Origin of the sequence: Janthinobacterium aestuarii (genome assembly GCF_051380835.1) — a bacterium.
GTDB classification, from domain to species: Bacteria; Pseudomonadota; Gammaproteobacteria; order Burkholderiales; family Burkholderiaceae_D; genus Janthinobacterium; species Janthinobacterium aestuarii.
This window is the reverse complement of the sequence record NZ_JBNYXU010000012.1, coordinates 91,252-108,319: the sequence shown is the minus strand read 5'-3', so window position 1 is coordinate 108,319 and position 17,068 is coordinate 91,252. Positions and strand designations below refer to the sequence as shown.

At 62.0% G+C, this 17,068-nt stretch carries 13 protein-coding genes and 4 tRNA genes; 11 read left to right on the top strand and 6 right to left on the bottom strand.

Features of this window, described 5'->3' with window-relative positions:
• Positions 1–8: 8 nt before the first annotated feature.
• From ACQ4WO_RS25610 to ahpF, 9 genes are all read left to right on the top strand, one after another.
• Positions 9–1,562, top strand: coding sequence for a sugar ABC transporter ATP-binding protein (locus ACQ4WO_RS25610; RefSeq protein WP_436483786.1), 1,554 nt, complete (start codon positions 9–11; stop codon positions 1,560–1,562).
• 18 nt (positions 1,563–1,580) lie between these two features.
• A complete protein-coding gene (locus tag ACQ4WO_RS25605; protein ID WP_070303783.1) occupies positions 1,581–2,552 on the top strand; it encodes an ABC transporter permease in 972 nt (323 codons plus the stop codon).
• A gap of 9 nt (positions 2,553–2,561) precedes the next feature.
• Positions 2,562–3,620 (top strand): LacI family DNA-binding transcriptional regulator, encoded by a 1,059-nt coding sequence (locus tag ACQ4WO_RS25600; protein ID WP_436483785.1) that lies wholly within the window; start codon positions 2,562–2,564, stop codon positions 3,618–3,620.
• Positions 3,617–4,525, top strand: coding sequence for a ribokinase (gene rbsK / locus ACQ4WO_RS25595; protein ID WP_128140582.1), 909 nt, complete (start codon positions 3,617–3,619; stop codon positions 4,523–4,525). Before ACQ4WO_RS25600 ends, rbsK begins: the two co-directional genes overlap by 4 nt.
• Positions 4,526–4,529: 4 nt before the next feature.
• On the top strand, positions 4,530–4,922 hold the full coding sequence (rbsD, locus tag ACQ4WO_RS25590; protein WP_034753900.1) for a D-ribose pyranase: 393 nt from the start codon (positions 4,530–4,532) through the stop codon (positions 4,920–4,922).
• A 134-nt stretch (positions 4,923–5,056) separates the two neighbouring features.
• A complete protein-coding gene (locus tag ACQ4WO_RS25585; protein WP_436483784.1) occupies positions 5,057–7,858 on the top strand; it encodes an EAL domain-containing protein in 2,802 nt (933 codons plus the stop codon).
• A gap of 169 nt (positions 7,859–8,027) precedes the next feature.
• Positions 8,028–8,426, top strand: coding sequence for a DUF3597 domain-containing protein (locus tag ACQ4WO_RS25580; protein WP_034753903.1), 399 nt, complete (start codon positions 8,028–8,030; stop codon positions 8,424–8,426).
• A 188-nt stretch (positions 8,427–8,614) separates the two neighbouring features.
• Positions 8,615–9,178 carry an alkyl hydroperoxide reductase subunit C gene (ahpC, locus tag ACQ4WO_RS25575; protein WP_034753905.1) on the top strand — a complete coding sequence of 188 codons (564 nt, stop codon included), beginning with the start codon at positions 8,615–8,617 and terminating at the stop codon, positions 9,176–9,178.
• Between the two features lie 98 nt (positions 9,179–9,276).
• Entirely contained in the window at positions 9,277–10,872 is a 1,596-nt protein-coding gene (gene ahpF, locus ACQ4WO_RS25570) for an alkyl hydroperoxide reductase subunit F (protein WP_436483783.1), read from the top strand.
• Positions 10,873–10,940: 68 nt separating this feature from the next.
• Here ahpF and ACQ4WO_RS25565 read toward each other — a convergent pair whose 3' ends face one another.
• The 6 genes from ACQ4WO_RS25565 to ACQ4WO_RS25540 form a co-directional block, all read right to left on the bottom strand.
• Positions 10,941–11,288, bottom strand: coding sequence for a CzcE family metal-binding protein (locus ACQ4WO_RS25565; protein ID WP_436483782.1), 348 nt, complete (start codon positions 11,286–11,288; stop codon positions 10,941–10,943).
• Positions 11,289–11,748: 460 nt separating this feature from the next.
• Positions 11,749–11,825: transfer RNA gene (locus tag ACQ4WO_RS25560), tRNA-Asp, on the bottom strand.
• Between the two features lie 57 nt (positions 11,826–11,882).
• Positions 11,883–11,958: transfer RNA gene (locus ACQ4WO_RS25555), tRNA-Val, on the bottom strand.
• 217 nt (positions 11,959–12,175) lie between these two features.
• Positions 12,176–12,252, bottom strand: a tRNA-Asp gene (locus ACQ4WO_RS25550).
• A gap of 54 nt (positions 12,253–12,306) precedes the next feature.
• Positions 12,307–12,382: transfer RNA gene (locus ACQ4WO_RS25545), tRNA-Val, on the bottom strand.
• A 98-nt stretch (positions 12,383–12,480) separates the two neighbouring features.
• On the bottom strand, positions 12,481–14,649 hold the full coding sequence (locus tag ACQ4WO_RS25540) for a S9 family peptidase (RefSeq protein WP_436483781.1): 2,169 nt from the start codon (positions 14,647–14,649) through the stop codon (positions 12,481–12,483).
• Positions 14,650–14,791: 142 nt separating this feature from the next.
• Here ACQ4WO_RS25540 and dinB point away from each other — a divergent pair, with 142 nt between their 5' ends.
• Both dinB and ACQ4WO_RS25530 read left to right on the top strand, forming a co-directional pair.
• The gene (dinB, locus tag ACQ4WO_RS25535; protein WP_436483780.1) at positions 14,792–15,976 is read left to right on the top strand and encodes a DNA polymerase IV; all 1,185 of its coding nucleotides are present in this window, start codon (positions 14,792–14,794) and stop codon (positions 15,974–15,976) included.
• A gap of 118 nt (positions 15,977–16,094) precedes the next feature.
• Positions 16,095–16,991, top strand: a complete 897-nt coding sequence (locus tag ACQ4WO_RS25530) for a recombination-associated protein RdgC (protein ID WP_436483779.1) — start codon at positions 16,095–16,097, stop codon at positions 16,989–16,991.
• The last annotated feature ends 77 nt before the right edge of the window (positions 16,992–17,068 follow it).

The following is a 17,068-nucleotide window of genomic DNA, read 5'->3' as shown; positions in this document are numbered from 1 at the left end:
GTTTTATCATGCCTACCGACATCCCCCCGGCGCCATCAGCCGGCACCCCTCTATTGACCTTGGATAACATCGGCAAGTCCTATGTCGGCCCCGTGCTGGGCGGCGTGGGCTTGCGCTTTGCCCCCGGCCAGGTGCTGGCGCTGACGGGCGAAAACGGTGCTGGTAAAAGTACCCTGTCGAAGATCATCTGCGGCCTGGAGCAAGCCACCACGGGCACGATGCTGCTCGACGGCAAGCCCTATCAACCCGCCTCGCGCGGCGCCGCCGAGGCGCTGGGCATCCGCATGGTGATGCAGGAACTCAATTTGATTCCCACCCTGTCGATCGCGGAAAACCTGTACCTGAAAAATCTGCCGCAGCGTTTCGGCTTCATCGACCGCGGCCGCCTCGAACGCGACGCGCGCGAACAGATGGAAAAAGTGGGCTTGGGCGGCCTCGATCCGTGGACCCTCGTGGGCGAACTGGGCATCGGCCACCAGCAAATGATCGAAATCGCGCGCAACCTGATCGGCGCTTGCCGTTTGCTGGTGCTCGATGAGCCGACGGCCATGCTGACGCACCGCGAAGTGGAATTGCTGTTCCTGCAAATCGAGCGCCTGAAAGCCGAAGGCGTGTGCATCATCTATATTTCCCACCGCCTGGAAGAACTCAAGCGCGTGGCCGACCGCATCGCCGTGCTGCGCGATGGGCAGCTCGTGTGCGATGACGATATCGCGGGCCACTCCGCCGCCGACCTGGTCAGCCTGATGGTAGGGCGCTCGGCCGACGATGCCGTCGACCTGAGCGGGCGCACCATCGGCGCACCGCTGCTGCGCGTGCGGGGCCTGGCGCGCGGCAAGGTCGTCAACCCGACCTCGTTCGACTTGCGCGCCGGCGAAATCCTCGGCATCGCCGGCCTGATCGGCTCGGGTCGCACGGAATTGCTGCGTTTGATCTTCGGCGCCGACCGTGCCGATGCCGGCGACGTGTTCCTTGGCGATAGCGAAACACCTGCCGCCCTGGCCTCGCCGCAGGCCGCGGTGAAAGCGGGCATCGCCATGATCACGGAAGACCGCAAGGGGCAAGGCTTGTTGTTGCGCCAGTCCATCGCCGTCAACACGACCCTGGCCTCGCTCGACACCGTCAGTGGCGCCGGTTGGCTCAACGATGCGTCCGAAGCATCGGTGGCCGACGATTACATCGAGCGCCTCGGCATCCGCTCGCGCAACAGCGCGCAAACGGTGGCGGAACTGTCCGGCGGTAACCAGCAAAAAGTGGTGATCGCGCGCTGGCTGTACCGCGACTGCCCCGTGATGCTGTTCGACGAGCCCACGCGCGGCATCGATATCGGTGCCAAGTTTGATATTTATCAGGTGCTGGCCGAACAGGCGCGCCAGGGCAAGGGCCTCGTCATCGTCTCGAGCGATTTGCGCGAACTGATGCTGATCTGCGACCGCATCGCCGTCATGAGCGCCGGCAGCATCGTCGACACCTTCGAGCGCGGCGCCTGGAGCCAAGACGCGCTGCTGTCGGCCGCCTTCTCCGGTTATTTGACTCCCACTTCCACTCCAGCTGCGGCCTGATCCGCCGGAAAGATTCCCATGACCACCAATTCCTCTCCTTCGTATCTGCAGCGCAGCCTGGCCGACCTGAAAAACTATGCTGGCCTGATCGGCGCCCTGCTGGCCATGTGCGTGCTGTTCTCGTTTGCCAGCGAAAACTTCTTTACCCTGGCCACCTTGAGCACCTTGTCGAACAATATCCCGACCCTGGTCGTGATGGCTGTCGGCATGACGTTCGTGTTGATCATCGGCGGCATCGATTTGTCGGTGGGCTCCGTGATGGCGCTGGCCGCTTCCGTGCTGTCGCTGGCCGTCGTGCACTGGGGCTGGCCCGTATGGAGCGCGGCCCTGCTGGGCATGTTCGTCGCCGCCCTGTGCGGCGCCACGACGGGCCTGATCTCCGTCGGCTGGCGCATTCCCTCGTTCATCGTTTCCTTGGGCGTACTGGAAATGGCGCGCGGCATGGCGTATCAAGTGACGAACTCGCGCACGGAATACATCGGCAGCGCCGTTGACGGCATCAGCTCGCCGATCGCGTTCGGCCTGTCGCCCGCCTTCATCGCCTCGATCGCCATCGTTGTCATCGGCCATTTGGTGCTCACGCGCACGGTGCTGGGACGCCACTGGATCGGCATCGGCACGAATGAAGAAGCCGTGCGTTTGTCCGGCATCAACACAAAACCATCGAAAGTATTGGTCTTCGCCTTGATGGGTTTCCTCGCCGGCGTGGGCGCGCTGTTCCAGGTATCGCGCCTGGAAGCGGCCGACCCGAACGGCGGTGTGGGCATGGAATTGCAAGTGATCGCCGCCGTCGTGATCGGCGGCACGAGCTTGATGGGTGGACGCGGTTCCGTCATCAGCACCTTTATCGGCGTGTTGATTATTTCCGTGCTGGAAGCGGGCCTGGCGCAAGTGGGCGTGTCCGAACCCGTGAAACGTATCGTCACGGGCTTGGTGATCGTCGCGGCCGTGGTGCTCGACACCTACCGCCGCCGCGGCGAGCGTTCATAATACTGGCCCATGGCAACCATCAAACAAGTGGCGCAGGCGGCGGGGGTATCGTTTACCACCGTGTCGCACGTCCTCAACAATACCCGCCCCGTCAGCGACGAGGCGCGCCGCGCCGTGCTGGCGGCCGTGGAACAATTGCATTACGTGCCCAGCGCGCTGGCGCGGTCCTTGCGCAGCCGCAGCACGGGCACCATCGGCCTGATCATCCCCAACAATACGAATCCGTATTTTTCGGAAGTGGCGCGCGGCATCGAGGACAGCTGCTACGCGGCCGGCTACAGTGTGATTTTATGCAATTCCGATGACGACCCCGTCAAGCAGCGCGACTATCTGAACGTGCTCTTGACCAAGCGCTGCGACGGTCTGATTTTGTCCGCGCTGGCCGACAGCGACGGCGAATTGCTGCGCAAGATGAAGGTGCCGGCCGTGCTGCTCGACCGCGCGCCCAGCGACCTGTCCATCGATGCCGTGGCCGTCGACAACCGCGCTGGCGGTGCCCTGGCCGCGCGCCATTTGCTGGGCCTGGGACGCCGGCGCTTCGCTTGCATCGCCGGTCCCCGCGAAGTGAGCATTTCCAATGAGCGCATCGACGGCGTGCGCAGCGCCATGGCGGACGCGGGCGTGGTCCTGGACGACGCGCTGTGCCGCCATAGCGATTTTACGAGCGCGGGCGGCTATGCGGCCGCGCTGGACGTGCTGGCGCTGCCGCCAGGCCAGCGCCCCGACGCCTTGTTCTGCTGCAATGACTTGATGGCCTTTGGCGCCCTGCGCGCCGCCGCCGAGCGGGGCATTGCCGTGCCGGGCGAACTGGCCGTCGTCGGCTTCGACGATATCGACCTGGCCAGTTTCGTGCATCCGGCCTTGACCAGCGTGGCGCAAAATACGCGCGAGCTGGGCCACATCACGGCTGCCTGCCTGCTGGCGCGCATCGCCGACCCCGCCTTGCCGCGCCAGCAGCGCAGCATCGCGCCGGCACTGCACGTGCGCGGCTCCAGCGTCGCGGCCGCTTTAACTTCTACCGCACTTACTTCTTCACCTGCAACTGAACTGATGGGAATGACATCATGATCGTGGTTATCGGCAGCATCAATATGGACCTGGTCTTGCGCGTGCCGCGCATGCCTCTCCCCGGCGAAACCCTGACGGGCGGCGCGTTTAGAACCATCCCTGGCGGCAAGGGCGCCAACCAGGCCGTGGCCTGCGCGCGCCTGAGCGGCAAAGTGGCCGGTGCCCAGCAAGTGGCCATGGTCGCTTGCGTGGGCGACGATGCGTTTGGCGCGACCCTGCGCGCGGCGCTCGTCGGCGACGGCATCATCGACAGCCACATCACGACCTTGCCCGGTGTCGCGTCCGGCATCGCCTCGATCCTCGTCGACGACAACGGCCAGAACAGCATCGTCATTGCCGGCGGCGCCAACGATCTGCTCAGCCCCGCGCACATCGACGCGGCGCAAGGGTTAATTGAGCAGGCCGACATCGTCGTGCTGCAGCTGGAAACCCCGATGGCCACCGTCGTGCATGCCATCAAATTGGCCCGTTCGCTGGGCAAGACCGTGGTGCTGAACCCGGCCCCGGCGGCCAGCTTGCCGGAAGGCGTGCTGGAACTGGTCGATTACCTGATTCCGAATGAAATCGAAGCGGCGATGCTGGCCGGCGTCAGCCCGGAAGGCGCGGACGTCAAGGCACTGGCCGCCGCGCTGCAAAAGCTGGGCAGCGACAACGTCATCATTACCTTGGGTTCCAAGGGCGTGCACGCGGCCCTGTATGGCGGCGATTTCACGTTCCCGGCCGAAGCGGTGAAAGCCGTCGATACGACGGCCGCCGGCGACACGTTTATCGGCGGTTTTGTGGCGGGTCTGGCGTCCGGCATGGACGAGGCGGAAGCGATCCAGCAAGGCCAGCGCGCGGCTGCCTGGAGCGTCACCAAGCCCGGCGCACAAACGTCGATCCCCCACTTGCACGAGCTTTTCTGAGACCATGAAAAAATCACCGCTGCTTAATATCGCACTGTCGCAACTGATCGCGTCGCTCGGCCATGGCGACATGCTCGTCATCGGCGACGCGGGCTTGCCGTCGCAGCCGGGCGTGCCCCTGATCGACTTGGCCCTGACGCGCGGCATCCCCGGCTTTATCGATACAGTCAACACCGTGCTGAGCGAAATGCAGGTGGAATACCATTTGCTCGCCAGCGAGTTGCCGCAGCATAATCCAGCCATGGCGGCGCAGGTGGCGGCCCTGGCCTTGCCCGATGCGCGCCAGGTGACGCATGACGAGTTCAAGCAACTGTCAAAGGGTGCGCGCGCCATCGTGCGCACGGGCGAGTGCAGTCCGTACGCCAACATCATTCTGGTGGCTGGCGTCGTGTTCTAGCGCAAACAATGGTGACGTTGTTTGCCAAAAACATCAACGCTATTGTCCACACTGAAATAATTATCCATCGGCAAAAGGGGCGGCTACAATAGCCTTACCCCTGCCAGCTCGGCAGCTTCCTGTGGTGTCCCGCCATGCCGATGAAAGCATCCGACGCTTTCCGCTGCTGTTTCATTCTGCTGCTGTGCCTGGCCACGCCTGTCCGGGCGCTGGAAGCCGTCTCCCTGCACCTCAATTTCACGCATCAATTCCAGTTCGCCGGCTATTACGCGGCCATCGAGCAAGGCTATTACCGCGAGGCGGGGCTGGAGGTGACATTGGTCGAAGGCAGCGGCGTGCCGCCTGCCGAGGCAGCCGTGCTGGCGGGCCAGGCCGAATATGGCGTGGGCAACAGCACCTTGTTGCTCAGCCGCCTGGCGGGCAAGCCGGTGGTGGTGCTGGCCGTGGTGTTCCAGCATTCGCCCAGCGTGCTGCTGATGCGCCAGCAGGGCGGCGCGCCCGACGTGCGCAAGCTGGTGGGGGCGCCCGTGATGATCGGTGCGGCCGTCAATGTGGCGGCCGCCTCCGATGAAGTGTCGCTGTTCCTGGGGAAAATGGGCGTCGCGCCGCAGCAGATGCGCCACTTGCCGCCCAGCTACCGGATCGAGGATTTGATCGATGGCAAGGTCGATGCGATTGCCGCGTACTCCACCAACGAACCGGACTACCTGGACCGGGCGGGATTTTCCTATTACCAGTTTACGCCGCGCACGGCCGGCATCGATTTCTACGGCGACAACCTGTTTACCAGCGAGCAGGAACTGCGCCGCCATCCCGAGCGTGTCAAAGCGTTCCGCGCGGCCAGCCTGCGCGGCTGGCAATACGCGATGGCGCATCGCGAGGAAATGGCGCAACTGATCCACGTCAAATACAGCCAGCGCCACGACCGCGCGCACCTGCTGTACGAGGCGCAGCAGATGGAATTGCTGCTGCAGCCCGTGCTGGTGGAGCTCGGCTACATGAATCCCCAGCGTTGGCAGCATATTGCCGACACGTATGCGGCCATGGGCGTGCTGCCGCCCAAGGCCACGGACAGCCGCGCCTACAAGGGCTTCCTGTACCGCCCCGTGCCGGGCGCCGACCTGGGCTGGCTGTATTTGTCGCTGGGCCTGGCGGGCAGTCTGCTGGCCGTGTCGGCCGGCTTCCACTTCAACAACCTGGCGCGCGAGCGCCGCCGCACCGAGGAAACCATTCGCCAGGGGGAATTGCGCTTTCGCACCATGTTCGAGGAAGCACCCATGGGCATCGCCCTGATCGATACCGTGAGCGGACAGTTTCTCGATATCAATCCGCGCTATCTGGCCATCGCCGGACGCACCCTGGAACACATGAAGCAAACGAGCTGGATGGAGATCAGCCATCCCGACGACGTGGCCGGCGAGCAGGCGCACGTGGCGCAGCTGCTGGCGCGGCGCCTGCAGGGCTTCCGCCACGCCAAGCGCATCGTGCGTCCCGATGGCGGCGTCGTGTGGGTCGATGCATCGGTGACGGCCATCGCCACTGCGCGCCATGGCGGACCGCACCACTTGTGCATGCTGGAAGACGTGACGGACAAGCGGCAAACGGAAGCGCTGATCTGGCAGCAAGCCAATTTCGATACCCTGACGCAATTGCCGAACCGCCGCATGTTCCACGAGCGTTTGCGCCAGGCGCTGGCCCAGGGCCGGCGCGATGCGAGCCGCGTGGCCATCCTGTTCATCGATCTCGACCATTTCAAGGAAGTCAACGACACCCTGGGCCACCACCAGGGCGATATCTTGCTGATCGAGGCGGCGCGGCGCATCCGCGTGGGCGTGCGCGAGACGGATACGGTGGCGCGCCTGGGCGGCGATGAATTCACGGTGATCCTGTCCGACATCGACGACCTGCAGCAAGTCGACCGCATCGCGCGGCAGATACTCGACGGCTTGCTGGCGCCGTTCCTGCTGGGACAGGAGCAGGCCTTCGTCTCGGCCTCGATCGGCGTCACTCTGTATCCCGATGACGCGGGCACGATCGAGGACCTGCTCAAGCAGGCGGACCAGGCCATGTATGTGTCGAAAGGCGCGGGGCGCAACCGCTACAGCTACTTTACGCCGGCCATGCAGGTGGCGGCAGTCAACCGCATGCGCATGGGAGCGGACTTGCGCACGGCCCTGCGCGAACAGCAGATGCAGCTGTATTACCAGCCCATCGTCGAACTGCACAGCGGCAATATTGCCAAGGCTGAAGCTTTGCTGCGCTGGCACCATCCGCAGCGGGGCATCGTGTATCCGCCCGATTTCCTCACGCTGGCCGAAAGCAGCGGCCTGATCGTGGAAATCGGCGACTGGGTGCTGCGCACGGCGGCCACGCAACTGCTGCACTGGCGCGCGCAGGGCCAGGCCATCGGCTTGCCGGGACTGCAACTGTGCCTGAACCAGTCGCCGCTGGAATTGCAGCGCGAAGTGGAAGCGCCAGGCACCTGGCTGCGCCAGCTGATGGCGCTCGATGTGCCGGCCTCGGCCATCGTGCTCGACATGCGCGAAGATGTACTTTTACCCAACGGCAATAGCATGGCGCCACGCCTGCAGCACCTGCGCGAGGCGGGCCTGCAGATCGCCCTCGATGACTTCGGCAGCGGCCATGCCTCGCTGACGCAGCTGCAGCAATGCGGAATCGATTACCTGAAGCTCGACGGCGTGCTGGTGCGCAAGCTGGCGGCCGGCGCCAGCGAACTGGTGCTGTGCGAAGCCATCGTCACGATGGCCCACAAGCTGGGCTTGCAGGTCATTGCCGAAGGGGTGGAGACCGAAGAGCAGCGCGCGCGGCTGCTGGAGATCGGCTGCGATTTCGCGCAAGGCGAGCTGTTTGCGCCAGCGCTGGCCATCGAAGCGTTCGACGCGCTGCTGCACGCCCGGCGGCCCTTGCGCCCTTGAAACAGGCCCAGTCTGCCACCAGATTTCATCTGGGCCTGCGGGACGGGGCTCCCGGCTTGAACGGGCTTATACTCGATGGGCTGGCGCCTGCGCCCGGCTTTGCTGTCACCGGTACCTACACCGGGTGCGCAGGCAATCTTCTTCCATTCACTCAACTCGAGGTGACCTCATGGGCATTTTCAGCAATATCTACAACAAGATCTTCCACCATTCGTCCGATGCCGCACCGGCTGCCACGCCGGCCGCCGCCACGACAGCGCCTGCCGCAGCACCGGCCGCTCCTGCTGCCGCTCCGGCCGCTGCCGCGCCCGTGGTGGACGTGGAAGTGGTGCTGGTCGACCTGGCCAGCAAGAACGCGGAAAAACTCAATTGGCGCACGTCCATCGTCGACCTGATGAAACTGCTTCAACTCGACAGCAGTCTGGCCGCGCGCAAGGAACTGGCGCAAGAGCTGCACTTCACGGGCGATACCAACGATTCGGCCAGCATGAATATCTGGCTGCACCGCCAGGTGATGATCAAGCTGGCTGAAAACGGTGGCAAGGTACCGGAAGAACTCAAGAATTAAACACCTGGCGGCGGCAGGGGTATCCACTGTCACCGCTATCCAATCGCGTGGGAACTGCCTATCATGGAGTTCCCATAGTGTCATGATAGCTAAAACCAATTGAAACTATTGTGACAATCAATTTTGCATATGGGTTAAAACCCCTTACACTAGAGTCTTACTGATTCACCACACGAGAGGAAATGACTATGTCGCTGATTAATACCCAAGTTAAACCATTCAAGGCAACCGCATACCACAATGGCAAATTCGTCGATCTGACGGAAGCGTCGCTGAAAGGCAAGTGGTCGGTATTCGTCTTCTACCCAGCCGACTTCACCTTCGTTTGCCCAACCGAACTGGAAGATCTGGCCGATCACCACGCTGAATTCCAGAAACTGGGCGTCGATGTCTACGGCATCTCGACCGATTCGCACTTCGCGCACAAAGCATGGCACGACACTTCGGACGCGATCAAGAAAGTGCAATACGCACTGATCGGCGACCCAACCGGTACCCTGTCGCGCAATTTCGAAGTCATGATCGAAGAAGAAGGCATGGCACTGCGCGGTACCTTCGTCATCAATCCGGACGGCTTCATCAAAGTGTTGGAAGTGCATGACAACGGCATCGGCCGTGACGCATCGGAACTGTTGCGCAAAGTTAAGGCAGCTCAATACGTTGCCGCTCACCCAGGCGAAGTTTGCCCAGCCAAATGGACGGAAGGCGCAGCAACCCTGACCCCATCGCTGGACCTGGTTGGCAAGATCTAAGTCTCGATGCAACACGCAGCAAACAAGTAGTTACCGCGATGCCGGACCGGGCGTCCGGCCCGGCATTCGCCTAAATATTTGTAAAGGAAGAAAAAATCATGTTAGACGCAACCCTCAAAACCCAACTGAAATCCTACCTGGAAAAAGTGGTGTATCCGCTTGAGCTGGTCGCTTCTCTCGATGACAGCGCAAAAGCCCGCGAGATGAAGGAATTGCTCCAGGAGATAGTCCTGTTGAGCGACAAGATCACGCTGGTCGAGCGCCTTGACGCTGGCGTACGGGCCCCGTCGTTCAGCATCAACCGTGCAGGCTCCGACATCGGCGTGCGTTTCGCCGGTGTGCCGCTGGGCCACGAATTTACCTCCCTGGTGCTGGCGCTGCTGCAAGTGGGCGGCCACACCATCAAGTTTGACGAGGCCGTGATCGAGCAGATCCGCAACCTCGACGGCGATTACGAGTTTGAAACGTTTATTTCGCTTTCCTGCCATAACTGCCCGGAAGTGGTGCAGGCATTGAATGCGATGGCGGTGATCAATCCGCGCATCAAGGTCACCACCATCGATGGCGGCGTGTTCCCGAAAGAAGTGGAAGAGCGCCAAATCATGGCCGTGCCGATGATGTTCCTCAATGGCCAGCATTTTGGCCAGGGCCGCACGAATGTCGAGGAAATCCTCGCCAAGCTCGACACCAATGCCGGCGCCCGCCAGGCCGAAGCGTTGAACAAGAAAGACGTGTTTGATGTGCTGATCGTCGGCGGCGGCCCTGCCGGCGCGGCAGCGGCCATCTACGCTGCCCGCAAAGGCATCAAGACGGGCGTGCTGGCCGAGCGTTTCGGCGGCCAGGTGCTCGACACCCTTGCCATCGAAAACTTTATTTCCGTCAAGGAAACCGATGGTCCGAAGTTCGCCATGGCGCTGGAACAGCACGTCAAGGAATACGAAGTCGACATCATGAACACCCAGCGCGCCGCGAAATTGACGCCGGGCAAATTGGTGCAGATCGAAACGGCCAATGGCGCCGTGTTGAAAGCCAAGACCGTCATCCTGGCCACCGGTGCCCGCTGGCGCGAAATCAACGTGCCGGGCGAAAAGGAATACCGCAACCACGGTGTCGCCTACTGCCCGCATTGCGATGGCCCGTTGTTCAAGGGCAAGCGCGTGGCCGTGATCGGTGGCGGCAACTCGGGCGTGGAAGCGGCGATCGACCTGGCCGGTCTCGTGAAACACGTGACCCTGATCGAGTTCGGCGCGGAACTGCGTGCCGATGCGGTGCTGCAACGCAAGCTGCACAGCCTGCCTAACGTGACCGTGATCACGTCGGCGCAAACGACCGAAATCCACGGCGACGGCAAGATCGTCAATGGCCTGAGCTACACGGACCGTGTCAGCGGCGAGTCGAAAAAGGTCGAGCTGGAAGGCGTCTTCGTGCAAATCGGCCTGGTGCCGAACACGGAGTGGCTCAAAGGCACGGTGGCACTGTCGCGCCACGGCGAAATCGAAGTGGACGCCCGCGGCCAGACCTCGATCCCCGGCGTGTTTGCGGCCGGCGACGTCACCACGGTGCCGTACAAGCAGATCATCATTGCCACCGGCGAAGGCGCCAAGGCAGCTTTGTCCGCCTTTGACCACCTGATCCGCTCGGACGACGAGGAAGTGGTGGAAGAGTCCGCATCGAAAGAAGCATTGACGGCGTAAATCTTTACGCTGCAAAAAAACTGGAACGGCCGCGAGGTGGTTCCGGTTTTTTTATGGGTAGAAGAAACTTAGCTGCCCGCGTACTGGGGATTGGCAGCCACATACACTTGCACGCCGTCGACGGGCATGTCCTTCGGCGCGATGTCGCTCAGGGCGAAGACGGTCTTGTTGCTGAAGGTTTGCACGTGCCAGGTAAAACGCTGGCCGGCGCGCGCGATGGTGACGGTTTCGCCGCGCGTGACGTTGATGTGGCGGGTATCGGGTTGCAGCTCGATGCTGCGCTGGGCCGCGGCGTGCGGGGCGCTGCTGCCATAGTCGGCGGCCGTGCCCGTGGGGCCGGCCGCGATGGCCGAGGTGGCAAGGGTGGCAAAAGCGGCGCACAGAATCGCCAGGGCGCTGCGGTGGGTGTTCAACATAATTTCTCCAAGAATAAGCCTGGCGCAGCGAGTCGCCGCGCCGTGTTGTCGTTGTGGCTGCACCGGGATCGCCGGTTTTTGCAACACGGCATCCTAAGCGTTTCTTGTCGGATCTGCAAAGTCCTATTTCACAATTGCACCGTCGCTGCCAGCGGCACGGGCAAGGCCAGGGTCAGCTGCAGCTTTTTGTGCTGGCCCAGCGAGAGGGCGGTGATGTCTTGCTGCAAGGTGGACGTCATGGCAAACGCGCTCAGCTCGTCGTTCAGCAGGGACTGTTCGCTGCCCGGATACAGGGCCAGGCTGAGGCAAATTGCAGCAAAGCATGATGGGGCAGAGGACGAGGTAGGGGGAAAAGCTGCGGGGCAGGAGCGGAGTCGGGGTAGCGCTGATTCTAGTGCATTTGCGGTCCCACAATGGGAAAAGCCCTTCGGTTCGGAGAACCAAAGGGCTTTTCTTTTATTGGCGGAGCGGACGGGACTCGAACCCGCGACCCCCGACGTGACAGGCCGGTATTCTAACCAACTGAACTACCACTCCAAGCTCGTATGATCTGTGTTGCTGATCCATGAAGCACTGGATAATTTTCTGTATTGGTGGTGGGTGCTGAGAGGCTCGAACTCCCGACCTACGCCTTGTAAGGGCGCCGCTCTACCAACTGAGCTAAGCACCCGCATACCCAGAAAACTATCCCGACGTTTGTCACCACGTCTGGAAGAGGCACTATTATAGGGGGCGCTTTCGTGCTTGTGCAACTATTCTTGAGGGCGAACAGCAGTTTTTTTGCTGAAAAGCGCAAAAATATTCAGGGAAAGGGGAACTGACGTGTTTTCTGCTTCTGAAATGGGAAAAGCCCTTCGGTTCAGAGAACCAAAGGGCTTTTCTTTTATTGGCGGAGCGGACGGGACTCGAACCCGCGACCCCCGACGTGACAGGCCGGTATTCTAACCAACTGAACTACCACTCCAAGCTCGTATGATCTGTATTGCTGATCCGTGAAGCACTGGACAGTTTTCTGATTTGGTGGGTGCTGAGAGGCTCGAACTCCCGACCTACGCCTTGTAAGGGCGCCGCTCTACCAACTGAGCTAAGCACCCGTTGCTTGTCTCAGAAAACCATCCCGACGTTTGTCACCACGTCTGGAAGAGGCGCTATTATAGGATGGGCGAAATCCTTCTGCAAGCGCTTTTTTACATTACTCCGTAATATTCCACTGCGACAGCATCCACGCCATATTGAATGCGTTTTCGGCGATGGCGTTATAGCGGCCCGAAGCGCCGCCATGGCCGGCACCCATATTCGTTTTCAGCAGCAGGGGATTGCTGTCCGTCTTATACGCGCGCAGCTTGGCCACGTATTTTGCCGGTTCCCAGTACATGACCTGGCTGTCGTTCAGGCCCGTCGTCACCAGCATGGCTGGATAATTCTTGCGTGCAATGTTGTCGTAGGGCGAATAGCTGAGCATATAGTCGTAGGCCGCCTTCTGGTTCGGGTCGCCCCATTCCAGGTATTCGCCCGTGGTCAGCGGCAGGCTGGCGTCCATCATGGTGTTCATCACGTCGACGAAGGGCACGGCCGCGTGCACGGCGTGGAACAGCTCGGGACGCATATTGACGACGGCGCCCATCAGCAAGCCACCCGCGCTGCCGCCCTGGATGATGAGGCGGTTCGGGCTGGTCCATTTTTCGCGCACCAGGTACTCGGCGCTGTCGATGAAGTCATTGAAGGTGTTTTTCTTCTTCATCAGCATGCCGTCTTCATGCCAGGCTTCGCCCATGTCGGTGCCGCCGCGGATATGCGCTTGCGCATAGATGACGCCACGGTCCAGCAGGCTGATGCGGCTGATGGCAAAACTGGCTTCCGTGGAAATGCCGTACGAGCCATACGAGTACAGCAGCAGCGGCGCGGAACCGTCGAGCTTGACGCCCTTCTTGTAGACGACCCACAGTGGCACCTGCACGCCATCGCGCGCTGTTACCCACAGGCGCTGCGTCGTGTAGCGGCTGCCGTCGAAGCCGCCGACGATTTCCTGCTGTTTCAATACCGTGCGCTTGCCGTCTTGCATGTTGACGTCGATCACGGTCGGTGGCGTGACGGGCGACTGGTAGGACATGCGAAATTGTGTGGCGGAAAACTCCGGCGTACCGGCCGCCGTCGCCAGGTAGACGGGGTCGTCGAACTGCACCGTCTTCCAGTTATGCCGCGCGAAATCATGGATGCGCGCGCGGTTCAGGGCACGGGCCTTTTCCATCACCACCAGATAGCCCTGGAAGATGTCGATGGACTGGATCACGGCATCCTTGTTGTGCGGCACGACGGGTTTCCAGTTCTTCGGCTGCGGCGCGGACAGCGGCGCGCTGACGACGCGGAAATTCTTCGCCTCTTTGTTAGTCAGAATAAACAGCTGACCGTCGCGATGCTCGATGCCGTAGCGGTGGCCTTTTTCGCGTTTCAGCACGGGCTGGAAACTGCCATTCGGCGTGCTGGTCGGCAAGAGCTGCACTTCGCTGGTATCCGTGCTGTACGCGGTGAGCACAAAGTAGCGGTGGTCGCGCGTGCGGCTCACGCCGATGGCGAACTGTTCCACTGGCTCGTGGTAGACCTGCCGCAAGGTGCCGCCCAGGGGCAGGCGGAACAAGCGGTCCGCGCGCTTGGTGGTGGCGTCTTCCTGCGTCAGCATCAGGGTGGCGTTATCGGCCGCCCACGCCAGCGAGGTCACGCGCGGCATGGTGTCCGTAAGCAGCTTGCCCGTCTTCAAATCCTTGACATGCAGTTCGTACTGGCGAAAACCCGTCGTGTCGGTGGTGTAGGCCAGCAACTGTTCATTCGGGCTGATGGCAAACGCACGCACGGCAAAGAATTTGTGGCCTTCGGCCAATTGATTCTGGTCCAGCAAGATTTCTTCAACCGCTTGCGCATCGTAGGCGCCGTTCTTGCCGGCAGGACGGCGGCAGTGAATCGGGTATTGCTTGCCCGCTTCCGTGCGCGTGTAATAGTAGAAATTGCCCTGGCGCGCAGGCACGGACAGGTCCACTTCCTGCATGCGCCCCTTCACTTCCGCAGTCACCTTGTCGGCCAGCGGCTGGATCGGGGCCGTGACGGCGGCCGTGTAGGCATTTTCCGCATTCAGGTAATCGATCACGGCAGGATCGGTCTTCTTTTGCAGCCAGCGGTAGTCGTCCGTGACGACCGTGCCGTGGCGCGTTTCCTGCCAGGCCGTCTTGGCGGCGACAGGTGCGGTGGCGGTAGCGACAGTGGCGGCGTCGGCGGCCAGCGCGGATGGCGCCAGCGAGGACAGCAGCAGGGCCGGCAGGATGGATAACCAGGCGGACCGGCGGCGCGCAGCATGATGGGCGATAGACAAGGCGACTCCTTTGAATAGTTGTGTCAGGATTGTAATCTTGCTATTGGGAAAAGCAACCGCCGTGCGCGTGCGTTTCAACTTGCATCCACGGGCATTTCCAGCGATACTGTATATAACTACAGTATCCCGCCGCGAGGTGTCCTTGACTACATCTGCCTCCCCCCTTCTAGAGCCACCCGCTGCCCGCCGCTGGATTGCCCACCTGGACATGGACGCCTTCTTTGCCTCCGTGGAACTGTTGAAATATCCGGAGTTGCGCGGTGAAGCCGTCGTCATCGGCGGCGGGCGCTTGCAGCAGCCCGTGCTGCAGGATGACGGCACGCGGCAGTTTGCGCGCATGCGCGATTACGTGGGGCGCGGCGTCGTCACCACGTCGACCTATGCGGCGCGCGCGTTTGGCGTGTTTTCCGCCATGGGCATCATGAAGGCGGCCAAGCTGGCGCCCGACAGCATCCTGCTGCCGGCCGATTTCGAAGCCTACCGCGAGTATTCGGCCCGCTTCAAGCAGGCCGTGGCCCAGTTGTGCCCCATCATCCAGAACGTGGGCATCGATGAAATCTATGTCGACCTGACCGAATACGGCGAACAGGCGCCGGCCATGGCGGCGCGCCTGAAGGCGGCCGTGTCCGAGGCGACGGGCCTGTCGTGCTCGATCGGCCTGGCACCCAACAAATTGCTGGCGAAAATCTGTTCCGACCTGGAAAAACCGGACGGCCTGACCATCCTGAACCCGGAAGATATTGAAACGCGCGTGTGGCCCTTGCCGGCGAAAAAGATCAACGGCATCGGTCCGAAAGCGACGGCCAAGCTGGAAGCGCTAGGTATTTTCACCATCGGCGAACTGGCCCGGGCCGACATGGCCATGCTGCGCACGCAGTTCGGTGACCTGTACACGGGCTGGCTGCGCCAGGCGGCGCTGGGCATCGATGACCGGCCCGTGCAGACGAGCCGGGAAACCAAGTCCGTCAGCCGCGAAACGACGTTCGAGCGCGACCTGCAGGTGGTGCGCGACCGCGCCACCCTGTCGGAAAAGCTGGAAAGCCTGTGCACGCGCGTGGCCGGCGACTTGGATAAACAATCGCTGGCGGGGCGCACGGTGGGCATCAAGCTGCGCTTCGAGGATTTCAGCACCGTCACGCGCGACATCACCCTGCCCAGCGCCACGGCGGACGCTGCCGCCATCCTGCGCGCCAGCCGCGATTGCTTGCGGCGCGTGCCATTTGAAAAGAAAATCCGCCTGCTGGGCGTGCGTATCTCGACCTTGTCCGATCCGGCCATCGTGACGCGGCAGGCGCCGGCCCAGGCGGAGCTGTTTCCCGCCCTCTAGCGGCATTCCCCACGCAGCAACAACACCGCGCCAGTCCGCGCTTTTGACGGCATTCCCGTGTCGAAAGTGTAGAATGGCGTTCCCCTGGCACTACTGAAACAAACGGAAGACAAAAACTATGTGGTTCAAGAATCTTCAGATTTACCGCCTGCCCGCACCGTGGGCTTACACGCCAGAACAACTGGAAGAGGCGCTGTCCTCGAACAAATTTACGCCGGCGACCAGCATGGATCTGATGCGCCAGGGCTGGGATACGCCACGCCCGAACGGCGGCCTGGTCCACGTGGTCAACAAACAGATGCTGATCTTGCTGGGCACGGAAAAGAAACTGCTGCCGGCGACCGTCATCAACCAGGTGGCCAAGGCCCGCGCTGCCGAGATGGAAGAAGCGCAAGGCTTTGCCCCAGGCAAGAAAGCCATGAAGGAATTGAAGGAACGCGTGGCCGACGAACTGCTGCCGCGCGCCTTCAGTATCCGCAGCAACGTGTGGACGTGGATCGACCCCCTCAATGGCTGGCTGGTGGTCGATGCGGCCAGCCCGGCGAAAGCCGATGAAGTCATCAAGCTGCTGTTGAAAGCCGTCGACAAACTACCGCTGGAAAGCCTGCGCGTGCAGCGCTCGCCCGTGGCGGTGATGACGGAATGGCTGCAGGCCGACGATGCGCCTGCCGGCTTCACGGTCGACATGGATACGGAATTGCGCGCCACGGGCGAGAGCAAGGCCACCGTGCGCTACGTGCGCCACACCCTGGAAGCGGACGACGTGCGCCGCCACATCGCGGCCGGCAAGCAGTGCACGCGCCTGGCCATGACGTGGAACGACAAGATCTCGTTCGTGCTGACGGAGTCCCTGGCCATCAAGAGCGTCAAGCCGCTGGACGTGATCAAGGAAACGGAATCGAGCACGAAGAACGACGAAGAACGTTTCGACGGCGACGTGATGCTGATGACGGGCGAGCTGAGCAAGCTGATGGCCGACGTGGTCGAAGCTTTGGGCGGCGAAGCGACTGCATAAAAGCAGTTATATAGGTACGAAAAAGGAGCTGCGGCTCCTTTTTTTCGTCTGGGTATGGTGTCAGACGCAGTATAAAA